General features: G+C 69.1%; 22 protein-coding genes. 5 read left to right on the forward strand and 17 right to left on the reverse strand.

Translation table 11 applies throughout. The features are described 5' to 3' along the window. On the forward strand, positions 1 to 766 hold a 766-nt coding region (locus HY726_07870), incomplete at its 5' end, for a CoA transferase (GenBank protein ID MBI4608908.1). Continuing rightward, the gene (locus HY726_07875) at positions 763 to 1,197 is read left to right on the forward strand and encodes a nuclear transport factor 2 family protein (GenBank protein MBI4608909.1); all 435 of its coding nucleotides are present in this window, start codon (positions 763 to 765) and stop codon (positions 1,195 to 1,197) included. The genes HY726_07870 and HY726_07875, both read left to right, overlap by 4 nt. Before the next feature lie 11 nt (positions 1,198 to 1,208). Here HY726_07875 and HY726_07880 read toward each other — a convergent pair whose 3' ends face one another. Further along, a complete protein-coding gene (locus tag HY726_07880) occupies positions 1,209 to 1,448 on the reverse strand; it encodes a hypothetical protein (GenBank protein MBI4608910.1) in 240 nt (79 codons plus the stop codon). A gap of 79 nt (positions 1,449 to 1,527) precedes the next feature. On the opposite strand from HY726_07880, the gene HY726_07885 reads away from it, so the two are divergent. The 3 genes from HY726_07885 (at position 1,528) to dinB (ending at position 3,668) form a co-directional block, all read left to right on the forward strand. Continuing rightward, complete coding sequence (locus tag HY726_07885; protein ID MBI4608911.1) at positions 1,528 to 2,028, forward strand: hypothetical protein; 501 nt, start codon at positions 1,528 to 1,530, stop codon at positions 2,026 to 2,028. A 200-nt stretch (positions 2,029 to 2,228) separates the two neighbouring features. Then, on the forward strand, positions 2,229 to 2,447 hold the full coding sequence (locus HY726_07890) for a hypothetical protein (protein MBI4608912.1): 219 nt from the start codon (positions 2,229 to 2,231) through the stop codon (positions 2,445 to 2,447). 84 nt (positions 2,448 to 2,531) lie between these two features. After that, on the forward strand, positions 2,532 to 3,668 hold the full coding sequence (dinB, locus tag HY726_07895) for a DNA polymerase IV (GenBank protein MBI4608913.1): 1,137 nt from the start codon (positions 2,532 to 2,534) through the stop codon (positions 3,666 to 3,668). Between the two features lie 42 nt (positions 3,669 to 3,710). Here dinB and HY726_07900 read toward each other — a convergent pair whose 3' ends face one another. The 16 genes from HY726_07900 to HY726_07975 all read right to left on the reverse strand — a co-directional run bounded on the left by HY726_07900 (position 3,711) and on the right by HY726_07975 (position 17,549). Continuing rightward, positions 3,711 to 4,604, reverse strand: coding sequence for an ABC transporter permease (locus HY726_07900; protein MBI4608914.1), 894 nt, complete (start codon positions 4,602 to 4,604; stop codon positions 3,711 to 3,713). A gap of 15 nt (positions 4,605 to 4,619) precedes the next feature. Next, positions 4,620 to 5,531, reverse strand: a complete 912-nt coding sequence (locus tag HY726_07905) for an ABC transporter permease (protein MBI4608915.1) — start codon at positions 5,529 to 5,531, stop codon at positions 4,620 to 4,622. An 85-nt stretch (positions 5,532 to 5,616) separates the two neighbouring features. Continuing rightward, positions 5,617 to 7,200, reverse strand: coding sequence for an ABC transporter substrate-binding protein (locus HY726_07910; GenBank protein MBI4608916.1), 1,584 nt, complete (start codon positions 7,198 to 7,200; stop codon positions 5,617 to 5,619). Between the two features lie 106 nt (positions 7,201 to 7,306). Continuing rightward, entirely contained in the window at positions 7,307 to 8,308 is a 1,002-nt protein-coding gene (locus tag HY726_07915) for an LLM class flavin-dependent oxidoreductase (GenBank protein MBI4608917.1), read from the reverse strand. A gap of 90 nt (positions 8,309 to 8,398) precedes the next feature. Beyond that, on the reverse strand, positions 8,399 to 8,812 hold the full coding sequence (locus HY726_07920) for a PIN domain-containing protein (protein ID MBI4608918.1): 414 nt from the start codon (positions 8,810 to 8,812) through the stop codon (positions 8,399 to 8,401). Next, positions 8,799 to 8,990 carry a hypothetical protein gene (locus tag HY726_07925; protein ID MBI4608919.1) on the reverse strand — a complete coding sequence of 64 codons (192 nt, stop codon included), beginning with the start codon at positions 8,988 to 8,990 and terminating at the stop codon, positions 8,799 to 8,801. Before HY726_07925 ends, HY726_07920 begins: the two co-directional genes overlap by 14 nt. Positions 8,991 to 9,084: 94 nt before the next feature. Beyond that, complete coding sequence (locus tag HY726_07930; protein MBI4608920.1) at positions 9,085 to 10,032, reverse strand: LLM class flavin-dependent oxidoreductase; 948 nt, start codon at positions 10,030 to 10,032, stop codon at positions 9,085 to 9,087. Positions 10,033 to 10,051: 19 nt separating this feature from the next. Continuing rightward, positions 10,052 to 11,350 carry an alkaline phosphatase family protein gene (locus HY726_07935; GenBank protein ID MBI4608921.1) on the reverse strand — a complete coding sequence of 433 codons (1,299 nt, stop codon included), beginning with the start codon at positions 11,348 to 11,350 and terminating at the stop codon, positions 10,052 to 10,054. Between the two features lie 14 nt (positions 11,351 to 11,364). After that, entirely contained in the window at positions 11,365 to 11,625 is a 261-nt protein-coding gene (locus tag HY726_07940; GenBank protein ID MBI4608922.1) for a type II toxin-antitoxin system RelE/ParE family toxin, read from the reverse strand. Next, the gene (locus HY726_07945) at positions 11,622 to 11,906 is read right to left on the reverse strand and encodes a hypothetical protein (GenBank protein ID MBI4608923.1); all 285 of its coding nucleotides are present in this window, start codon (positions 11,904 to 11,906) and stop codon (positions 11,622 to 11,624) included. Before HY726_07945 ends, HY726_07940 begins: the two co-directional genes overlap by 4 nt. 73 nt (positions 11,907 to 11,979) lie before the next feature. After that, positions 11,980 to 14,094, reverse strand: coding sequence for an acetate--CoA ligase family protein (locus HY726_07950; GenBank protein MBI4608924.1), 2,115 nt, complete (start codon positions 14,092 to 14,094; stop codon positions 11,980 to 11,982). Positions 14,095 to 14,145: 51 nt separating this feature from the next. Next, a complete protein-coding gene (locus HY726_07955; GenBank protein ID MBI4608925.1) occupies positions 14,146 to 15,159 on the reverse strand; it encodes a potassium channel protein in 1,014 nt (337 codons plus the stop codon). A gap of 84 nt (positions 15,160 to 15,243) precedes the next feature. Continuing rightward, the gene (locus HY726_07960) at positions 15,244 to 15,615 is read right to left on the reverse strand and encodes a hypothetical protein (GenBank protein MBI4608926.1); all 372 of its coding nucleotides are present in this window, start codon (positions 15,613 to 15,615) and stop codon (positions 15,244 to 15,246) included. A 4-nt stretch (positions 15,616 to 15,619) separates the two neighbouring features. After that, positions 15,620 to 16,249 (reverse strand): HAD family phosphatase, encoded by a 630-nt coding sequence (locus tag HY726_07965; GenBank protein MBI4608927.1) that lies wholly within the window; start codon positions 16,247 to 16,249, stop codon positions 15,620 to 15,622. Positions 16,250 to 16,251: 2 nt separating this feature from the next. Then, on the reverse strand, positions 16,252 to 16,530 hold the full coding sequence (locus HY726_07970; protein ID MBI4608928.1) for a hypothetical protein: 279 nt from the start codon (positions 16,528 to 16,530) through the stop codon (positions 16,252 to 16,254). Further along, positions 16,527 to 17,549, reverse strand: a complete 1,023-nt coding sequence (locus tag HY726_07975) for a methionine synthase (protein ID MBI4608929.1) — start codon at positions 17,547 to 17,549, stop codon at positions 16,527 to 16,529. Before HY726_07975 ends, HY726_07970 begins: the two co-directional genes overlap by 4 nt. Positions 17,550 to 17,596: the final 47 nt, after the last annotated feature.

A 17,596-nucleotide genomic window follows, 5' to 3' on the forward strand; every position in this document is an offset into this window, starting at 1 on the left:
GCTCCAGGCCATGAGCGGGCTCATGGCGCTCCAGGGCGGCGACGGCCCGCCCCAGTACCTCCGAATCGCGCTCACCGACTACTACACCGCGTCGCTCGCCGCCCAGGGCGTGCTCGCCGCGCTCTTCGTCAGGGAGCGGACCGGCCGTGGGCAGCGCGTCGAGACCTCCCTCCTCCAGGGGGTGGTGGCGCTCCAGTCCGGGCTCGTGGTGGACTACCCTGGCAGAAAGCCGGTCCCCCGCGACAACCCCACGTACCGGCTCTACTGCGCGGGCGACGGCGGCTGGTTCTTCCTCGCCTGCGGCAACCAGTCCTTCTGGCTCAAGCTCTGCGAGCTGTTGGGGCGACCCGACCTGGCCCAAGACCCGCGCTTCGGCTCCTGGATGGACCGGATCGAGCACCACGACCTCCTCCACCCGATCCTCACCGTGGCCTTCGCCACCAAGCCGCGCGACGAGTGGCTCCGGCTCCTTGCCGCCCGCGACATCCCGGCGGCGCGCGTCCAGACGCTCGCCGAGTTCATGCGCGATCCGGCCGTCGCCCACCACCGGCTGGTCGTGACCTACGAGCACCCCGAGGTCGGCGAGCTGACACTCATGGGGCTCCCGATCAGCTTCTCGGAGACGCCCGGCCGCGACGCGGGCCCGCCGCCCACCCTGGGCCAGCACACCGGGGAGATCCTGACGGAGCTGGGCTACCCCGACACCGCCATCGCCGACCTCACCGCCCGCGGCATCGTCGGGCCGAAACGGAGGGAGACACAATGAACGCAAGCAATTTGATCCACGAGTTCGCCGCCGCCTTCAACCGCCAGGAGTTGCCCGCGCTCCTGGCCTGCTTCACCGACGACGCCGTCTACCACGACAGCTTCTACGGCCGCCACGCTGGCCAGGCCGGGCTCAGGGAGATGTTCGAGCGGATGTTCAGGGAAGGCCGGGACTACACCTGGACCATGCACGTGGTCGTGACCGACGCCCTCCGTGCCGCCGCCGAGTGGAGCTTCGCCTATACCGTGACAGACGCCGTGCCCCGGAGCGCCGGCCGGAAGGTCCGCCTCTCGGGGATGAGCCTCTTCGAGCTGAAGCGCGGGAAGATCGCGGGCTATCGCGAGTACACGGACATGGGGCTGGCCCTGCTCCAGCTCGGCTTTGCCCCGGAAAGCCTGGCCAAGGTTCTCACACGCCGCCTGCCGACCTGACGCTCAGCGCGTTACGCGGCTCGGAGGGCGCGGATTGCCTCGATCACTTCCCGGTGCCGCTCGTCCGCCCGCATGTCCATGCGCTCGAGCACTTCGCTAAAGTGCCTGGTCATGCGCTCTTCCATGCTCCGGATCAGCTCCCGCGTCGCCTGCCCGTTCGTTCTTGCGGCATAGGCAAGAAACGCGCCCAGGATCGAGGCAAAGAGCCCGGCAGAGGTTGCCACGACTCCTGTCAATTCCCAGAACGTCATCTTGTCCCCTTGGGCTTCACGGCACCGGGCTCACCATAACGTAAAATAGGGGCGCCGACAACTGTATCAAGAGAGCGATATGCCCTTCGCCTACTACGAGCGCCTTACCAAGCGCCAGAAAGCGATCTACGACAGGAGCGACGGGATCGCCGCGGTCCTGCTCTCCGAGCCCCAGGCCCTTCATCCCCTGGTGGAAGCCCTGGCCGAGGCCCTCGCGGGCGAGGACCGCGCTCAGACCCAGCTCGCTTGCCAGCAGCTCCTGGACGGCCTGACCCGGGCGCTCAGCGTCCCGCCCGTGCGCGTGGAGGTGCTCGCCGCCCGCCCTCACGCCCGCTGGGGCGAGCTTCACGGCCTCTACACCGAAGCCCGGGGTGGTCGCCCGCCCAGGATCACGCTCTGGATGCGCACCGCCCGCCAGCGCCGTGTGGTGGCCTTCCGCACGTTCCTCCGCACCCTCCTCCACGAGCTCTGCCACCACCTGGACTACCTCCTCTATCGCCTCCCCGACTCCTTCCACACCGAGGGCTTCTACAAGCGCGAGTCGAGCCTGTTCCACCAGCTGGTGCTGGAGGAGCGCTAGATAGAACGGTAGCCTAGCTGCTCCGACGGTGTACTCACCCTGGAGTAGGCTGAGCCAGCCGCGGGGACCCCGGTAGCGGCCGGTGATCACCTCGTCCCCCTGAGCCTGGTCGACGAAGTCGTAGCTCGGCGGAGAAGCAGGCCTCCTCGCATGAGGAGCGGCCTCGGCTCTACCACTTCCGCACGCCCAAGGGCATCGAGGTGGACGCCGTGCTCGAGTTCGAGAAAGGCGAGGTCGTGGGCGTCGAGGTGACCCAGAGCCAGACGGTGACCGGGGAAGACTTCCGCGGGCTCAACGAGCTGGCGAAGGTGGCCGGCAAGCGCTTCCGGGTCGGGATAATTCTCTATCTGGGCCGCCGCGTCGTTCCCTTCGGGAAGAACCTCTACGCGGTGCCGATGGCGGCGTTGTGGGAGTGGTGACGGAAACGCTCGACGTGGGCCATGATTACCCGCGATAGACGTGCCGACGGCGCCGGAGTAAGGTCGTTCTCAGAGCTTCCCCCCATGCGGATTATCGCCCACGTGGACATGGACGCCTTCTACGCCGCGGTCGAGGAGCGCTATAACCCCACCCTCCGCGGCCGGCCGATCGTGATCGGCGCCGATCCGAAAGACGGTAAGGGCCGCGGGGTGGTCTCGACCGCGAGCTACGCGGCCCGGCGCTACGGCATCCGCTCGGCCATGCCGATCTCGCGGGCCTGGCGGCTGGCCGACGCGGCCCGGAAGCGGGGCGAGCCGGAGACCGTGTTCCTCCGCGGGAATCACGCCCTCTACCGGGAGGTCTCGGACCGGATCATGGCCCTCCTAGCCCGGGGCGTCGACGCCTTCGAGGAGGCGTCGATCGACGAGGCGTATCTGGACCTCTCCTCGCTCGGCGACTTCCCCCGCGCCGAAGCCCACGTGAAGGCCCTCAAGAGCGAGGTGCGCGAGCGCGAGGCCCTCACCTGCTCGGTCGGGATCGGCCCCAACAAGCTCGTCGCCAAGATCGCCTCCGACTTCCGAAAGCCCGAGGGGCTCACCGTGGTCCGGCCCGACGAGGTGCAAGCCTTCCTCGACCCCCTGCCGGTCCGGGTGATCCCGGGCATCGGGCCCAAGACCGAGGCGTTCCTCCATGAAAAGGGGATCCGCACCGTGGCGGAACTCCGCGCCGTGGCCCCGGCGCAGCTCACGGAGTGGTTCGGCAAGTGGGGCGAAGATCTCTCCGGGAAGGCGCGGGGGATTTCGGAGAGCCCGGTCACGAAGGAATGGGAGCCAAAGTCGGTCGGCGAGCAGGAGACCTTCGAGGAGGACACGCTGGAGGCCAGGTTCATCCTGGAGCGGGCGCGCGAGCTGGCCGCGTCGGTCCGCGAGCGGCTCCTGGCTGAGGGCTTCCGCGCGTTCAGGACGACGACGGTGACGGTACGCTTCGCCGACTTCGTGACGATGAGCCGCTCCCGGACGGTTGCGATGCCGCTGACGACCCGGGAGGAACTGGAGCGCGAGGCGCTGAGGCTGCTCCTGCCCTTCCTGGACGCCCGCGAGAACCCCAGGCGAAAGAAGATCCGGCTCATCGGCGTGCGCGCCGAGAAGCTCCTACGCGAGCCCATCAGCCCCGCAGTCCAGGAGCCGATCGCCTTCGATCAGGAGAGAAGCGCGGAATAGCCGCTCAAGCGCCGGCGCGGTCCGTAGCGGCAGACCGGCTCCTCAGCGGGCGCGTGGCTCCAGCCGCTCGCGCACGACGTCGCCCAAGAATACGACCAGGAGGACCATCAGCAGAATCGCACACCCGGGGATGGTGGCGAACCACCACGCGTTGAAGACGTACGGCTGCCCCTGGGCGACCATGCGCCCCAGGCTCGCGGCCGGAGGCGGGACGCCGAGGCCGAGAAAGGAGAGCGCCGCCTCGGTCAGGATCATCCGCCCCACCTCGAGGGTCCCGATCACGATCACGGTGCTGGCGATATTGGGGAGCATGTGGCGGGCCATGATGCGGCTGTCGGTGGCGCCGAGCGCCCGGGCCGCCTGCACGAAATCGCTCCCGCGCAGGACCAGTGTCTCGGCCCGAGCGACCCGGGCGTAGACGATCCACGACGTGAGCGTGAGGGCGATGATCGTATTGCGGATCCCGGCGCCCAGGATGGCGCTGAGGATGAGCGCCAGGAGCAAAAAGGGGATCGACAGCTGCACGTCCACCAGGAGCATGATCCCGCGGTCCGCGCGCCCGCCGAAATGGCCGGCCACGAGCCCGAGGGTCACCCCGACGACGGCGCCGCAGAGGACAGAGAGCAGGCCGATCATCAGCGACACGCGCATGCCGGAGAGGGTTCGGGCCAGCAGATCGCGGCCGTGGGCATCGGTCCCCAGCGGATAGAACTGGCCGGCCTTTTCCGACCACGGGGGCGCGAGGCGCGCCGCGAGCTTCTGCTCCAGCGGATCTACCCCGTACGCGCGCAGCCCGAAGACCATGACGACCACCAGCAGCGCGGTGAGCGCCAGCACCGCCCGGTGGCGGAGGCGCCGCGGCTTCGGAGGCGCCAGCACCTGGGGCACCGGCTCGGCCGCGACCTCGTAGGCTTGGAGCTTTTTCGCGACCTGCATGCCGGGGCGAGCCGCCTAGGCGCGAACCCTCGGATCGAGGAGCGTGTAGAGCCAGTCCAGCATGAGGTTGATGGCCACGACGGCGGTCGAAACGATGACGAGCAACGCCTGGATGATGGGAAAGTCGCGGTGGTTCACCGCCTGGACGGCCAGCCGCCCGAGGCCGGGATAGGAAAAGACCGTCTCGGTGACGATGGCGCCGCCGACGATGAAGCCCAGCCTCAAGCCCAGAACGGTGACCACCGGGATCGACGCGTTTCGGAGCGCGTGCTTCAGGAGCACCTGGAGCTCCGTCAGCCCTTTCGATCGCGCCGTCCGGACGTAGTCCTGCCGCAGGGCCTCGAGCAGGGCCGAGCGCGTGACCTGCACGACGACGGGTACCATCACCGCCGACAGGGTGAGCCCCGGCATGACCAGATGCTGCCACGTCCCGGCACCGCCGAAGGGGAGCCAGCGGAGCTTGACCGAGAAGAGGAGCATCATCAGGATGCCGAGCCAGAAGACCGGCGTGCACTGGCCGAGAACGCTCACGAACCGGGCCGTCCAGTCCGTCGGGCTGTCGGGGCGAGCGGCCGAGAGAACGCCGACGGGGAGCGCCACGACGACGGCGAAGGCGAAGGCGACCAACGTGAGGAGAAGGGAGTTGGGGAGGGTCTGGAGGATCATGCTCATGGCCGGGAGCGTTGTGAAGAACGAGCGGCCGAAATCGCCCCGCAGGACTTCCCCCATGTAGATCGCGTACTGGAGCCAGAGCGGTTTGTCGAGGTTCAGCGCCTGCTGGATCAGCCGGATCTGCGCTTCCGTCGCCTCGGCGCCCGCGATGAGCGCCACCGGGTCCCCGGTGAGGCGCACCAGGAAGAAGGAAAAGGTCACCACGAGGAAAACCACCAGGAGCGCGTAGAGCAGGCGCCGGGCGGCGTACGTCATCGGGAGTCTCTCCGAAGCGGACAGCCGGGGCGCGGGAAACTGACCACCGCGGCGCCCCCACCCTCACAGGCGAGAAACAGGCCCGCTACTTGTTCCAGCTCGCCTGGTCCCAGGACATGATGACGTCGTTGTTGCCCTTGGGCCTGTACTTGAGCTGGTTGCTGACCCCCCACGGCTCCTTGAACTGCCAGAGCCAGACGTGGTAGACGTACTCGGCCGCCAGCTTCTGCGCCTGCGCGAAGAGCTGCTTGGCCTTCCCCTCGTCCCTGGCGTGGAGCGCCTGGACCCCGGCCGCGATGAGCTTGTCCACCTCGGGATTGCACCAGTATCGCGGCTTCGGGTTCCACAGGGCCGAGGACTTCTCGCAGTCGAGAAGGATGGCAAAGGGCTGCCAGCCGTGGAAGTTCCCGCCGCCCGTCCAGAAGGACGAGTTCAACGGCGCCAGCGCGCGGGTTCGCGACTTCGAGGTGAACTTGCCGTAGTCGGTCGCGTTCACCTTCGCCTTGATGCCGACCGCGGCCAGGTAATTCGCGACGGCCTCGACGGTCTCCGTGTTCTTGGGGGTGATCCCCGGCGCGTACTCGAACTCGGCCTCAAACCCGTTCGGGTAGCCCGCCTGCGCCAGCAACTCTTTCGCTCGGGCCGGGTTGTAGGGATACGGGTTCTTGAGGTTGGGATCGAACCCCCACTCCAGGCTGACGAGGGGCCCATGGTAGGCGACGGCGTTCCCGCCGAGGATGTTCTTGATGATCGCGTCCTTGTCGATGGCGTGCGCCACGGCCTGGCGGACCCGGAGGTCGTCGAACGGCTTCACGTCGTGCCGGATCGCGAGCCGCTCGCGCGAGAGCGACTCCGTCCAGGCCACATGGACGCCCGTGGCCTTGGCCACCATCGGCGCCTGATCCAGGCTCAGCGGGCCCACCACGTGCACCGCCCCGGACAGGAGCGCCGCGGTGCGCGCCGTCTCGTCGGGAATCGGCCGGAACACCAGCCGCTGGAACGGGGGCGGCCCCTGCCAGTACTCCGTGTTGGCCTCCATCACGATCCGCTCGTTCGGGATCCACTCCACGAACTTGTAGGGCCCCGTGCCCACGGGCTTGCGCCCCCAAGTCTTGCGGTTCTCGCTCACGTACTTGGGCGGCAGGATCGCAAGATGCCAGGGCATGAGCGGGATGATGAGCGGGTTGGGCTGCTTCAGGTGGAACCGGATGGTGTGGTCGTCAGCGATCTCGACGCTCTTGGTATCGGTCCAGTAGCCCTTGAACTGCGTGAAGACGTTCGGGTCCCGGATCCACTCCAGCGAGAACTTCACGGCCTCGGCGTTGAACGGCTCGCCGTTGTGGAACTTCACGCCTTTCCGCAGGTAAAAGGTGTACGTGAGGCCGTCAGGGGAAACCGTCCAGCGCTCGGCCAGGTGGGGGCGCACCGACCCGTCGAAGTTCCGGAAGACCAGAGTCTCGAAGATGTTCTCGCCCACCGTGATCTCTGGCACCGAGCCGGCCCCCTGGTCGAGCGTCGAGAGCTCGGCCCGCATGCCGATCACCACGGTGCCTTCGGGCTTGCTGCGCGGCTGTGGCTGGCTCGGACCGGGAGTGAGAAGCAGGAGGGCCAAGAGCACCGAGAGTCCTGAGATGCGAGGGACGCGGGTGAGAGCCGACCTGGCTACCATAGCCTTCTCCTTCGGGTTGTTCGGGGTTGCGGCAGACTTCGAGCGCGCGCTGATACTAACAACGGCGCACGAGGCGGTCAAGGGACCTCGTCCGCGCTCGAGGCTTTCACCGGCGTCCGCTCGATTGTAGCTCGGGAGCGCAGGCTTCGAGCGTGGGGCGGTAGTGGGGAGAGTCGGGGAAGGCGATGGGGCGGACGGCGGGAAGGGTGACGCCAGCCTGGCGGTAGGCGGCGACGTAATCCCGGAGGGCGCTCTTGCCGCCGATGCCTCCGAGGGCTCCGGCCAGGCTGTCGGGTACCGCACGGCCAGGGGATGGCGCCTTGCCCCTGTCACGGTCGAAGGCGGCCAGCTCCTCGCCGAAGCCGCTCCCGGTCAGCATGGCGCGGTAGAACGGGAGCTGGAGGTAGCGGACCAGCTCCTCCTTGAAGAGCGCGCGCGTGTCCGCCACCCGGTCGGTCAGCGCGATGGGGACGGCGGCGACGACCTCGAAGCCGTCGAGCGACTTGCCGGCCTTCTGGCGGCCTCGCGCGAGCGCGGGGAGCGCGACCTCGCGGACGTAGGCGGGAGGGCAGAGCCAGAGGACCGCGCCGTCGGCGATCTCGCCGGCCAGCTCGCACATCCTCGGCGAGAGGGCGGCGAGCAAGACGGGCGGCCGCGCGGGGGGCTTGAGCACAGTCGTCTTCCAGCTCACCCGATAGCCCGGGCCCGTGTGCTCGACCTGACCAGCCAGCGCGGCGCGGAGGACTGCTACGTATTCGCGCATCGCCTGGATGGGCTTGCCCATGGCGAGGCCAAGCGCCCCTTCCATCGGGGGGCGGTGGCTCACGCCGATGCCGAGGCGGAAGCGGCCGCCGGAGATCTCGGCGAGCGCCAGCGCCTCCTGGGCCATGACCACGGGATGGCGCGGGTAGATCGGGACCACGCCGTTCCCGAGCCCGATGGTGCGCGTGGCGTGGGCGTAGGCCGAGAGCACCAGGAACGAGTCGCGCCCGGTGGTGCTGTGGGTGACCCAGAGGCTCTCGTAGCCCCAGGCTTCGGCGCTCCGGGCAAGCTCCACCGCGGCGCCGAGGTCGGCGCCGGGGATCAAGTACGCCGCAGTCCGCTCCATTCGGGCCTCGCCTCGTGCCGGGCCTGCCTGCGGCATGGCCGACGGCTCTCGGCTCGAACTCCTACGCCGAAACCTCCCGAGCGATGGCCACTACCAGTACCGCACCCTGAACGGTATAAATTTACGGATTTCCTCGAAGTCTTGCCGATTGAGGGTGATCAGCGTAGCCCCGATTTCGCGGACAGAGAGGGCAATCAGCGCATCGAAAGCCAGCTCTCTCAACTTGGGCGGGCCGTAGCCCTTTGTTCTCCTGAGGACGGCCAGGATTCCCCCGGACTCGAGCCAGTGACGTTGGCTCGGCGTGATGACCCGAACCTTCCTGGCCAGCTCGTTGACAAATCGAAGCTCCAGGTTCGTCCTGGCGCCGCGGCGGAGCTCGTGAAGCACCACCGCCGAGCACCTGACGATCCAGGGCGAGCGCAGGAGATCCAGCGTGAACCGACCGGTTCGAAAAATCTCGACATAGACTGAGGTGTCCAGGACGGCAAAGTTACCGGCCGGCAAAGGAATCTTTCCGGCCCATGCCACTGTAGCGGCGGAGGATGGTGTCGTGCGCGGCCTTTTCTGTGGCCAGCGCGAGCGCTCGCTCGATCGCCTCCGTTACCGTCTTGGCACTCAGGACGCGCTGCGCCCGGGCCAGTTGACCTTTATCCAGGCGAACTGTAACCTGCGACTTGGCCATAATCCGTTCCTCCCAAGTGTCTTACAGACTAGTATCGATTGTAAGACACTGTGAAGGAGGATATCACAAATCTACCGGGAAATCTCGGGTCTGGTTAATCCGGTCCGCGCAGGCGCCGGAGGAAGCCGGACGCCGCCTGCTCAAGCTGACTCAGCTGGTCAGCGCCGGCGAAGCGGAGGACGACGTGGCGGGCGCCGGCCTCGCGGAAGCCGGTGAGCCACTCGACGCACCCCTCAACGGTCCCCGCGTAGCACCCCTGACGGGCCGCGATCCGCTCGTACGGGACCATGTAGTAGGCCTCGATGAACCGCCGCATGGTCTCCCGCGCGGCCGCCACGTCCCGGTCGAGCCTGACCGTGGTGTAGAGCGCAGGCGTGACGGCGGCGGGATCGCGGCCCGCCGCGCGCGCCTCGGCCTGAACGCGCTCCCAGCCCTTCCTAAAGTCCGCGGCGGTCGGCGAGATCGGAAACCACCCGTCGAAGGACGCGCCGGCGGCCCGGAGCGCGGTCTCGCCGCTTCCGCCCATCCAGATCGGCGGGCCGCCCGGCCGCGCGGGTTTGGGGAGAAGCTCGGCGTCCTCGAGGGTCCAGTACCTCCCCTTGAAGGTCGCGCGCTCCGACCCCCAGAGCGCGCGGCAGATCCGGAGAATCTCGAGGCAGCGCCCGACCCGCTGGGAGAACGGCGAGCCCGCGGCCTCGAACTCCTTCCTGATGGGAGGGTTGTCCGTGGCGATGCCGACGCCCAGGACGAGCCGGCCCTCCGAGAGGCGGTCGAGCGTCGCGACCAGATGGGCGAGGACGAGGGGGTGGCGGAGCGCCGGGAGCAGGACCGCGGTGCCGAGGGTGACGCGGTGGGTCCGCGCCGCCACGGCCGCGAGCAGGGTGAGGGGCTCGAAGCGCGGGCGCGCCAGGATGGAGTCGCCCACCCAGACCGAGTCGAAGCCGGCAGCCTCGGCCCGCTCGGCCATTTCGAGGAGGGGCGCCGCCTCCGAACCGCCCGACAGGACGGCTTCGCGCGTGGGAAGGAGAATGCCGAGCCTCATAGGCGGAACCCTCCGAGCCTCAGCTCAAAATCTCGGTGAGGAGGCGCCCCTCGCTCGCGTCCATCGCGAGGCCGAGGGCGTGGGCGAGCGTGGGGGCCACGTCGCGGCTCGTGATCGCGGGAAGCTCGAGACCGCGCCCAATCCCCGCCCCTGCCGCCAGGAAGAAGGCCAGGTTCTCGGGATGGGTCGGGAGCTGGCCGTGGGTGCCGCGATAGCGCGGCGGGCTCACGACCAGCTCGCCACCGTGGGCCTCGTTGGCGAAGTCGTAACCCGGCGCCGCCTCGAGGATCAGGTCGCCCGCGTGGGAATTCTCCTCCGGCGCCGGAAGGCCGAGCGCGGGATAGTCGTCCGCGGTCCAGACCCTTGAAATTCCTTCGAGCTTTCCGAGCTCGGGTGCGAGGTCTCGGGCCAGCGTCGGCGCGTTCCGCCGGTCTGAGAGATAGACGTAGCCGGCGCCGAGGTTGGCGATGAAGCGCGCCTCGGCGTTCTGCACCCGCCCAGCGGTATCCGCCTGAAGGAGGCCGAGCTGGCGCAGCCTCACGTTGACCCGGACCTCCTGCGCCACGCGGAGGAAGCCGTGATCGGAGACGACAAAGAGCGCGGTGCGCGAGTCCAGCTCGTCCGGGGGGAGCGAGGCGAGGAGCTGGCCGATCAGCCCGTCCACGTACTCGATGGCCCAGTAGGCCTCGGGCGAGCGGGGGCCGTAGAGGTGCTGGAAGCTGTCGGTCGAGAGGAAGTGGACCAGGAGGAGGTGCGGCGCGTGACGGCGGAGGACATGCGCCGCAAGATCAGCCACCATGGCGTCCTTCAGGAAGCGCTTCGGCAGCTCGGCCCACTCTCCCTGGCGCTCGACGGGATAGCCGAGGGTTTTCAGCTCGCTCCAGGTGGCGGGCGGGGTGTGGGACTCGAAGACCCGCTGGTCCTTGAAGAAGGGGAGGTTGAAGGCGAGGCTTTGGGAGCCGCGCGTCGCGGGCCAGTCGATTGCGGCAGTGGTGAGACCCCCGGCATGGGCGCGATCGTAGAGCGTGGGGCCGCGGAGGAGGTCGGGGGCGTCGTAGATCGGATCGCCGGTCAGCTCCTCGGGCTGGCCGGTGGCGCGGTTCAGGATGCTGTTCCCCACGACCCCATGAGCCCGCGGCCTCACCCCCGTGACCATGCTGACGTGGGTGGGCCAGGTGGTGGTCGGGAAAACCGCCTCCATCCCGCGCGCCACGACGCCTCGGTCCGCCAGGGCCCTGAGCGCGGGGATCCTGACGCGCGGATCGCGCCAGTAGAACGCCGCGAGGCCGTCGATGCTGATCAGGATGACGCGGGGCACGGGCTTTCTTCGCACTAACGGTAAGTCCTCTCGTCCTTCTTCCTTATGGCTTCAATGATCACTTGGTTGCGCTCCGCATTGATGGAGTAGAGAACGCGCCAGTCCCGGCCCACCCAGATCCGATAGATATTCTCCTGCCCCTCGACTTTGTCATAGCCGCGAGGTCTGGGGTTCGCCTCTAGGTCCAGGATGGCCCGAACGACCGCGAAGAAGGTAGCATCATCATCGATGTCCAGCAGCTCCTTCTTCGCTCGCCGCCGGATCCGGAGTCTCACCCCGCTTTGGCCCTCTTCAGCCGGGCGAGGCGCGCCTCGATCTCCCGGATAGGGAGCGGCTCCAGAGGCTCACGCTGGCGGGAACGAACAAGCCGGTAGTCCGGGTCGCCGGGCCGTACCGGCTCCGCGCGGGACGCTTCGAAGAAGCTCTTCAACGCCCTGTCCAGAAGCTCACGTGCGGCTTCCGCCCGGGACGGCTTGCGCGTGGCAAACCGGTAGTCGTCCAGGCGGTCTATCAGCTCTTTCGAGGCTTTGATGTTCAAAAAGGGTCCTTCACTCATCGGCGCCCTCCTATGGTCAAACGTGCACCCAAGGGTACCGGTATTGTATTGTCAATACAATCGTTATCTGCTGCTACGCTCGGCCGCGCTGCCACTCGGCGAGGGCGTGGAGGGCCAGGACGACGCGCTCGGGGCTGTCGTAGAGGGGGATCTTCGCCTCGATGATCCTGGCCATCCCCTTCCTCGCGAGCGAGGGGGTCACGATCCAGCCCATGAGGACGGGCTTGGTGAGGCCCCTGACGGCGGCGGCCACGTCCTCGGCGACCTGCTCGGCGAGGGGGTCGGTGAGCGTGGTCAGCATCAGGAGGATGGCGTCGATCCCGGGCTCCTCGGCGAGAATGCCCAGCGTACTGCGGAACATGGAGGGGCGCGCCAGCATCTGGGCCGTGACGTCGATCGGGTTGCGCGAGACGCCGAAGCCCGGGATCTCGGCCTCGACGCGCTTGCGCGTGGCTTCGGGCAGTTCGGGGACCTCGAAGCCGTAGCGGTGGCACTCGTCGGCCAGGATCCCGCACGCCCCGCCCGAGGTGGAGATGATCCCCACGCGCGGGCCCCGGGGCGGCGGCTGCCACGCCAGCGCGACGGCGGCCTCGAAGAGCGCGGACATGTCGGCGACGCGCAGCGCTCCCGACTGGCGGAGCGCGGCGCTGTAGACGGCGTCGTCGCCGGCGAGGGCGCCGGTGTGGGAGCGGATCGCGGCCGCGCCCTCCCGGGTCCGTCCGGCCTTGTAGACGACCACGGGCTTCCCGGCTTCGCGCGCACGCGCGAGGGCCCGACAGAGCTTTCGGCCGTCGACGACGCCTTCGAGGAAGAGCACGATCACCTTCGCGGCGGGGTCGTCCACCAGCGCGTCCACGTAATCGGCCATGTCGAGGTCGGCCTGGTTCCCGACGGAGACGAAGCGGCTCACCGCGATCCCGCGGTCCCAGAGCCGGGTCAGGAAGGAGCCGCCGAGGGCGCCGCTCTGGGAGACGTAGGCGATCTCGCCGCCGGCGAGCGGCGGCATATTGAGCGCGCCGCTGAAGGAGGCGAAGAAGCGGGCCTCGGGGTTCAGGACCCCCAGGCAGTTCGGGCCGCAGAAGCGGACGCCCGCGGCGCGGCCTGCCTCCACGAGACGGCGCTCGGCCGCGTCGTTCCCCGCCTCGGCGAAGCCCGAGGTAAAGATGATCGCCGAGCTCACTCCCCTGGCGCCGCACGCGCGAATCGTCTCCTCGCACGCCTCGGCGGGCACGACGATGCACGCGAGGTCCACGGGCTCGGGAAGCTCCTGGACCGATTTCACCGTGGGGATGGGACCGATGGCCTCGCCGCGAGGGTTCACGGCGAAGATCTTGCCGGGGTAGTCGTGCCGCGTCAGAAAGTTGATCAGTCTCCCGCCGACCTTGGCGAGGTCGCGGCTAGCGCCGACCACGGCGACCGAGGACGGGCTCAGAAGCCGCCGGACAGCTTCGCGCGCATCGCCGGGGGCTTGCGAAACTGCCTCAGGGGCCGGATCCCTCAGAATGAGGCGCCGATCAACCGCGACAGCGCCGCGACCGCCCGCCTTGAGGATGACCGGGTTCAAGTCGAGCTCGGCGAGGGGAAGCTCTGAGGCGAGGCGGCTCACCGTAGCGATGAGGCCGGCGAGAGCATCGAGGTCCACCGCGGGCCTGCCGCGGAAGCCAGTCAGGAGCTGGTAGCCGCTGAGCTCGGCGAGCATCCGGCGAGCCGCGTCCGGGGAGACCGGGGCGAGGCGGAGCGCCGTGTCCTTCAGAAGCTCGGCGAGAACTCCTCCGAGGCCCACCAGGACCACAGGCCCGAACGTCGGATCGTGGCGCGCGCCGACGATCACCTCCACGTCCCCCGCCACCTGCTCCTGCACCAGCACACCCGAGAAGCGGGCGCCTCTGGCAGCCGCGATCGCCCTCAGCTCCTCGAAGGCCCGGCGCACCTGGTCGGCATCGCCGAGGCCCAGCTTGACGCCCCCCGCCTCGGTCTTGTGGAGCACATCGGGCGAGCAGAGCTTGAGCACAACAGGGAAGCCCAGGCGGCGGGCCGCTTCTACCGCATCCGCCTCCGTGGTCGCGACGGCCTCGCGCGGCTGGCGGATCCCGTAGGCCGCGAGGACCTGGGCCGCCTCAGGTTCGGTCAGGACCGCGCGTCCCTCCCGAAGTGCCTGCGCGATGGCCGGATGAGCCTGAGCGCTCATCACCCGGCCCGCGAGCGGGTGGCGGGAGCCACAGGCGGAATCCCGAGGTCGCTAGGCGCCGGAGACAAGGCGGCGGAGCGAGGCGAGCTGCTCACGGTCGGCGCAGCAGATCAGGATGTCGCCGGCGTCAAGCCGGGCGCTCGGCGCGGGATTGAACACGTACTTGCCGGTCGCGCCCTCCCGGAGGCCAAAGACGACGACCCCCACCCTTTCCCGGACCTGCACATCCTCCAGCGAGCGGCCCACCCAGGGCGAGGTCGGTGGAACCTGGACCTCCTCCACGCGCACCGCGCTCTCCGCGGTCGCGCGAAGCATGGCATCCAGGAAGGAGACCACGTGCGGACGCAGCATCTCCGAGGCCATCCGGAGGCCGCCGATCAGGTTGGACGAGACGACCGCGTCGGCGCCGGCCTTGAGCAGCTTCGGCCTCGAGTCGTCCGCGGTGACCCGGGAGACGATCCGGAGACTCGGGTGCAGCTCGCGCGCGGTGAGGATCACGAACAGGTTGTCCTTGTCCGAGGGGGCGGAGCTGATGAGCCCCCGGGCGTACTCGATCTGCGCCTGCTGGAGCACCTCTCCGTCGGTCGCGTCCCCGACGAGGTAGAGCACCTGCCCGAGCCGCTCCAGCGTCGCCGCCTGCTCGGCGTCGCGGTCAACGACCACGAAGGGAGTGCCGGTCTTGAGCAGCTCCTGGGCGATGTGCTTGCCGGTCTCCCCTGCGCCGATCAGGATCACGTGATCGCGAAGACCCTTGATCTTTCGTTCCATCTTGCGCTTCCCCAGGAGATCAGCGAGATCTCCCTCGACGAAGAACGCCGTCACCGTGCTCACTCCGTACCCCATCACCCCGAGACCGACCAGGATGAGCACGATGGTGTAGGCCCGGCCGACCGTGGACAGCGGATGGGTCTCCCCGTAGCCGACCGTGCCCAACGTAATGACCGTCATGTAGAGCGCATCGAAGACCGGCCACCCTTCGATCACCACGTACCCGAGCGTCCCCAGGGCCAGGACCCCCACGAGGGCGACCAGCACTATGATGATCCGCTGCTCGATCCTCTCCATCAGCTCCTCGTCGAGCCGCCACGGCGGTGGGGATACTCTTACCCGAGGGCTCCGGCATCGTCAAGGTTGGCTCCCGCGCCGCGCTCACGGGCCGGGGCAGAGATCCTTGAGCCCTTCGGCGATGAAGTCGGACAGCGAGTAGTAAACCCTGTCGGGCTGCGCCCGGCTCAGCTCGGCCACGCGCTCCAGGAGCTCGCCGTGGGAGCGCCGCGTCAGGCACTCGTGGAGGCGCACCGCCTCGCGCTGGCGGAGCGAGAGCTCGCCGGCCTCAGCGCTTCGAGCGATCCGCTCCCAGGCTTCGAGGACGCCGTGGAGGGACAGCCGCTGGACCGACGCCGACGTCTCGAGCCAGAGTCCGCCGCGGTAGAAGATCCGCTCCGCCGGCGCGAGCTGGACCGATGCCGCGAGGAGGCAGAGCGGGAGGAGGAGCCGGGTCGCCCCGGTCAGGCCGGCCACCCGGCTACGCCCGGGGCAGCGTGACGCCGAGGGCGGCGAGGGCGTCCGCCAGCGCATGGCCGCGATCCACGCGGAAGAGCCGCGCGCGCATGCCGACCTGCTCGGCGGCGGCCACGTTGGGCTCGTGGTCGTCGACGAACACGCATGCCTCGGGCGGGAGCCCCAGCCGATCGGCCGCCAGGCGGTAGATCGCGGGGTCGGGCTTGGCCATCTCCACCTCCGCCGAGCAGATCACGGCGTCGAAGAGATCGTGGATCCCCAGCCCGTCGCGCAGGCGCTCCCTCAGCGTCGCGTCGGCGTTGGAGAGGATCCCGACGCGATAGGCCGGCCGCAAGGCTCGAACCAGCGCCAGGTTCTCCGGGATCAGGTGCTGGCGCGCGCGCCAGGCCTCGTGGAGCCTCGGCTGAGGCCGGCCCGCCCGGGCCTCGAGGAGCCGGTGGGCTTCCTCCAGCCAGGCCTGCCGCTCCCCCCGCCCGCGCTCGATCTCGCGCCAGGTCGGGGTGCGGTACAGGGTCTCGAAGAGCGTTCCTCGCTGGAGCCCGTGGGCCTGCTCGAGCTCCGACGCGATGTCCCAGCGCATGTTCCAGAGGACGCCGCCGAAGTCGAGAAGGACGCCGCGGACCGGGATCGTCACGCTCAGTACCGGCGTTCCCGCTCGGCCTCGGAGGGAGCCTGCTTGGGGCGATCGGGACTCACATCCACCCAGCCGCGGGAGCGCATGCAGTCGAAGTCGAGCTGCTTCCCCCGGGTGCATTCGGCCCTGTCGCGCTGGAACTCGGCCATCGTGTAAGGCCGGTCCCCCATCTTTTGCCACTGGCGCTCGGGGGCCCTGGAGCAGCCCCAGGAGGCGACGAAAACCAGGCCGCCCAGGACGACGACCCCCGCGACGCCGCCAACCGATCGCCCGCTTCTCACCCGCCCAGCTCCCGCCGAACCAGCGCGGCCCCCGCGGCGAGGGCGCCCAGCTTTCCGCGTGCCACATAGCGGGGGAGCGGCACCATCCCGCAGTTCGTGCACGGGTAGAGCCGCTCGGGCGGGACGAAGGCCATCGCCTTCCGGATCGTGTCTGCCACCTGCTCCGGCGACTCGACCTCGTTCGTCGCGACGTCGATCGCTCCCACCATCACGTCCTTGCCCTTCAGGAGCCCGATCAGCGCGAGCGGGACCCGGGAGTTCGCGCACTCGAGCGACACCTGGTCGATCCGGCTGGCCGCCAGGAGCGGGAAGGTCTCCGCGTACTGCCGCCACTCGCTCCCGAGGGCTTGCTTCCACTCGATGTTGGCCTTGATCCCGTACCCGTAGCAGATGTGCACCGCGGTCTTGCAGGCGAGGCCTTCGATCGCCGCGTGGAGGGCCTCGATGCCCCACGCCTTCACGTCGTCCAAATACACGTTGAAGGCGGGCTCGTCCAGCTGGAGGACGTCCACCCCGAGCGCCGCCAGCTCGCGCGCCTCGGCGTTGATCAGCCGCGCGAACTCCATCGCCAGGCGCGGCCGGTCCCGGTAGTGCTCGTCGGCGAGCGTGTCCACGATGGTCATGGGGCCGGGAATGGTGAACTTGAGCTTCTTCTGCGTGTGCGCCCGCGCAAAGCGGACGTCCTCGGAATGGACGGGCCCCTTCCGCCGGATCGGCCCCACCACCGTGGGCACCTCGGCCGCGTAGCGGTTCGCCCGGATCCCGATCGTCGCCCGCCGCGCGAAATCGACGCCCTCGATCTGCTCGAGGAACCCGTGGACGAAGTGCTGCCGCGACTGCTCCCCGTCGGTGACGATGTCGATGCCGGCGACCTCCTGCTCCTTCAGCGCGACCAGGACCGCGTCGCGCTTGCCCTCCCCGAGCTGGTCGGCCGAAAGCTGCCAGGGCGCCCAGAGCCGCTCGGGCGCCGCGAGCCAGGACGGCTTGGGTAGGCTCCCCGCGATCGTCGTCAGCAGCATCGCCGAGACACTACCAGAAGCCCTCCCACCGGTCTAGATCCGTCGGA

The sequence above is a fragment of the Candidatus Rokuibacteriota bacterium genome (assembly GCA_016209385.1).
Taxonomy (GTDB): domain Bacteria; phylum Methylomirabilota; class Methylomirabilia; order Rokubacteriales; family CSP1-6; genus JACQWB01.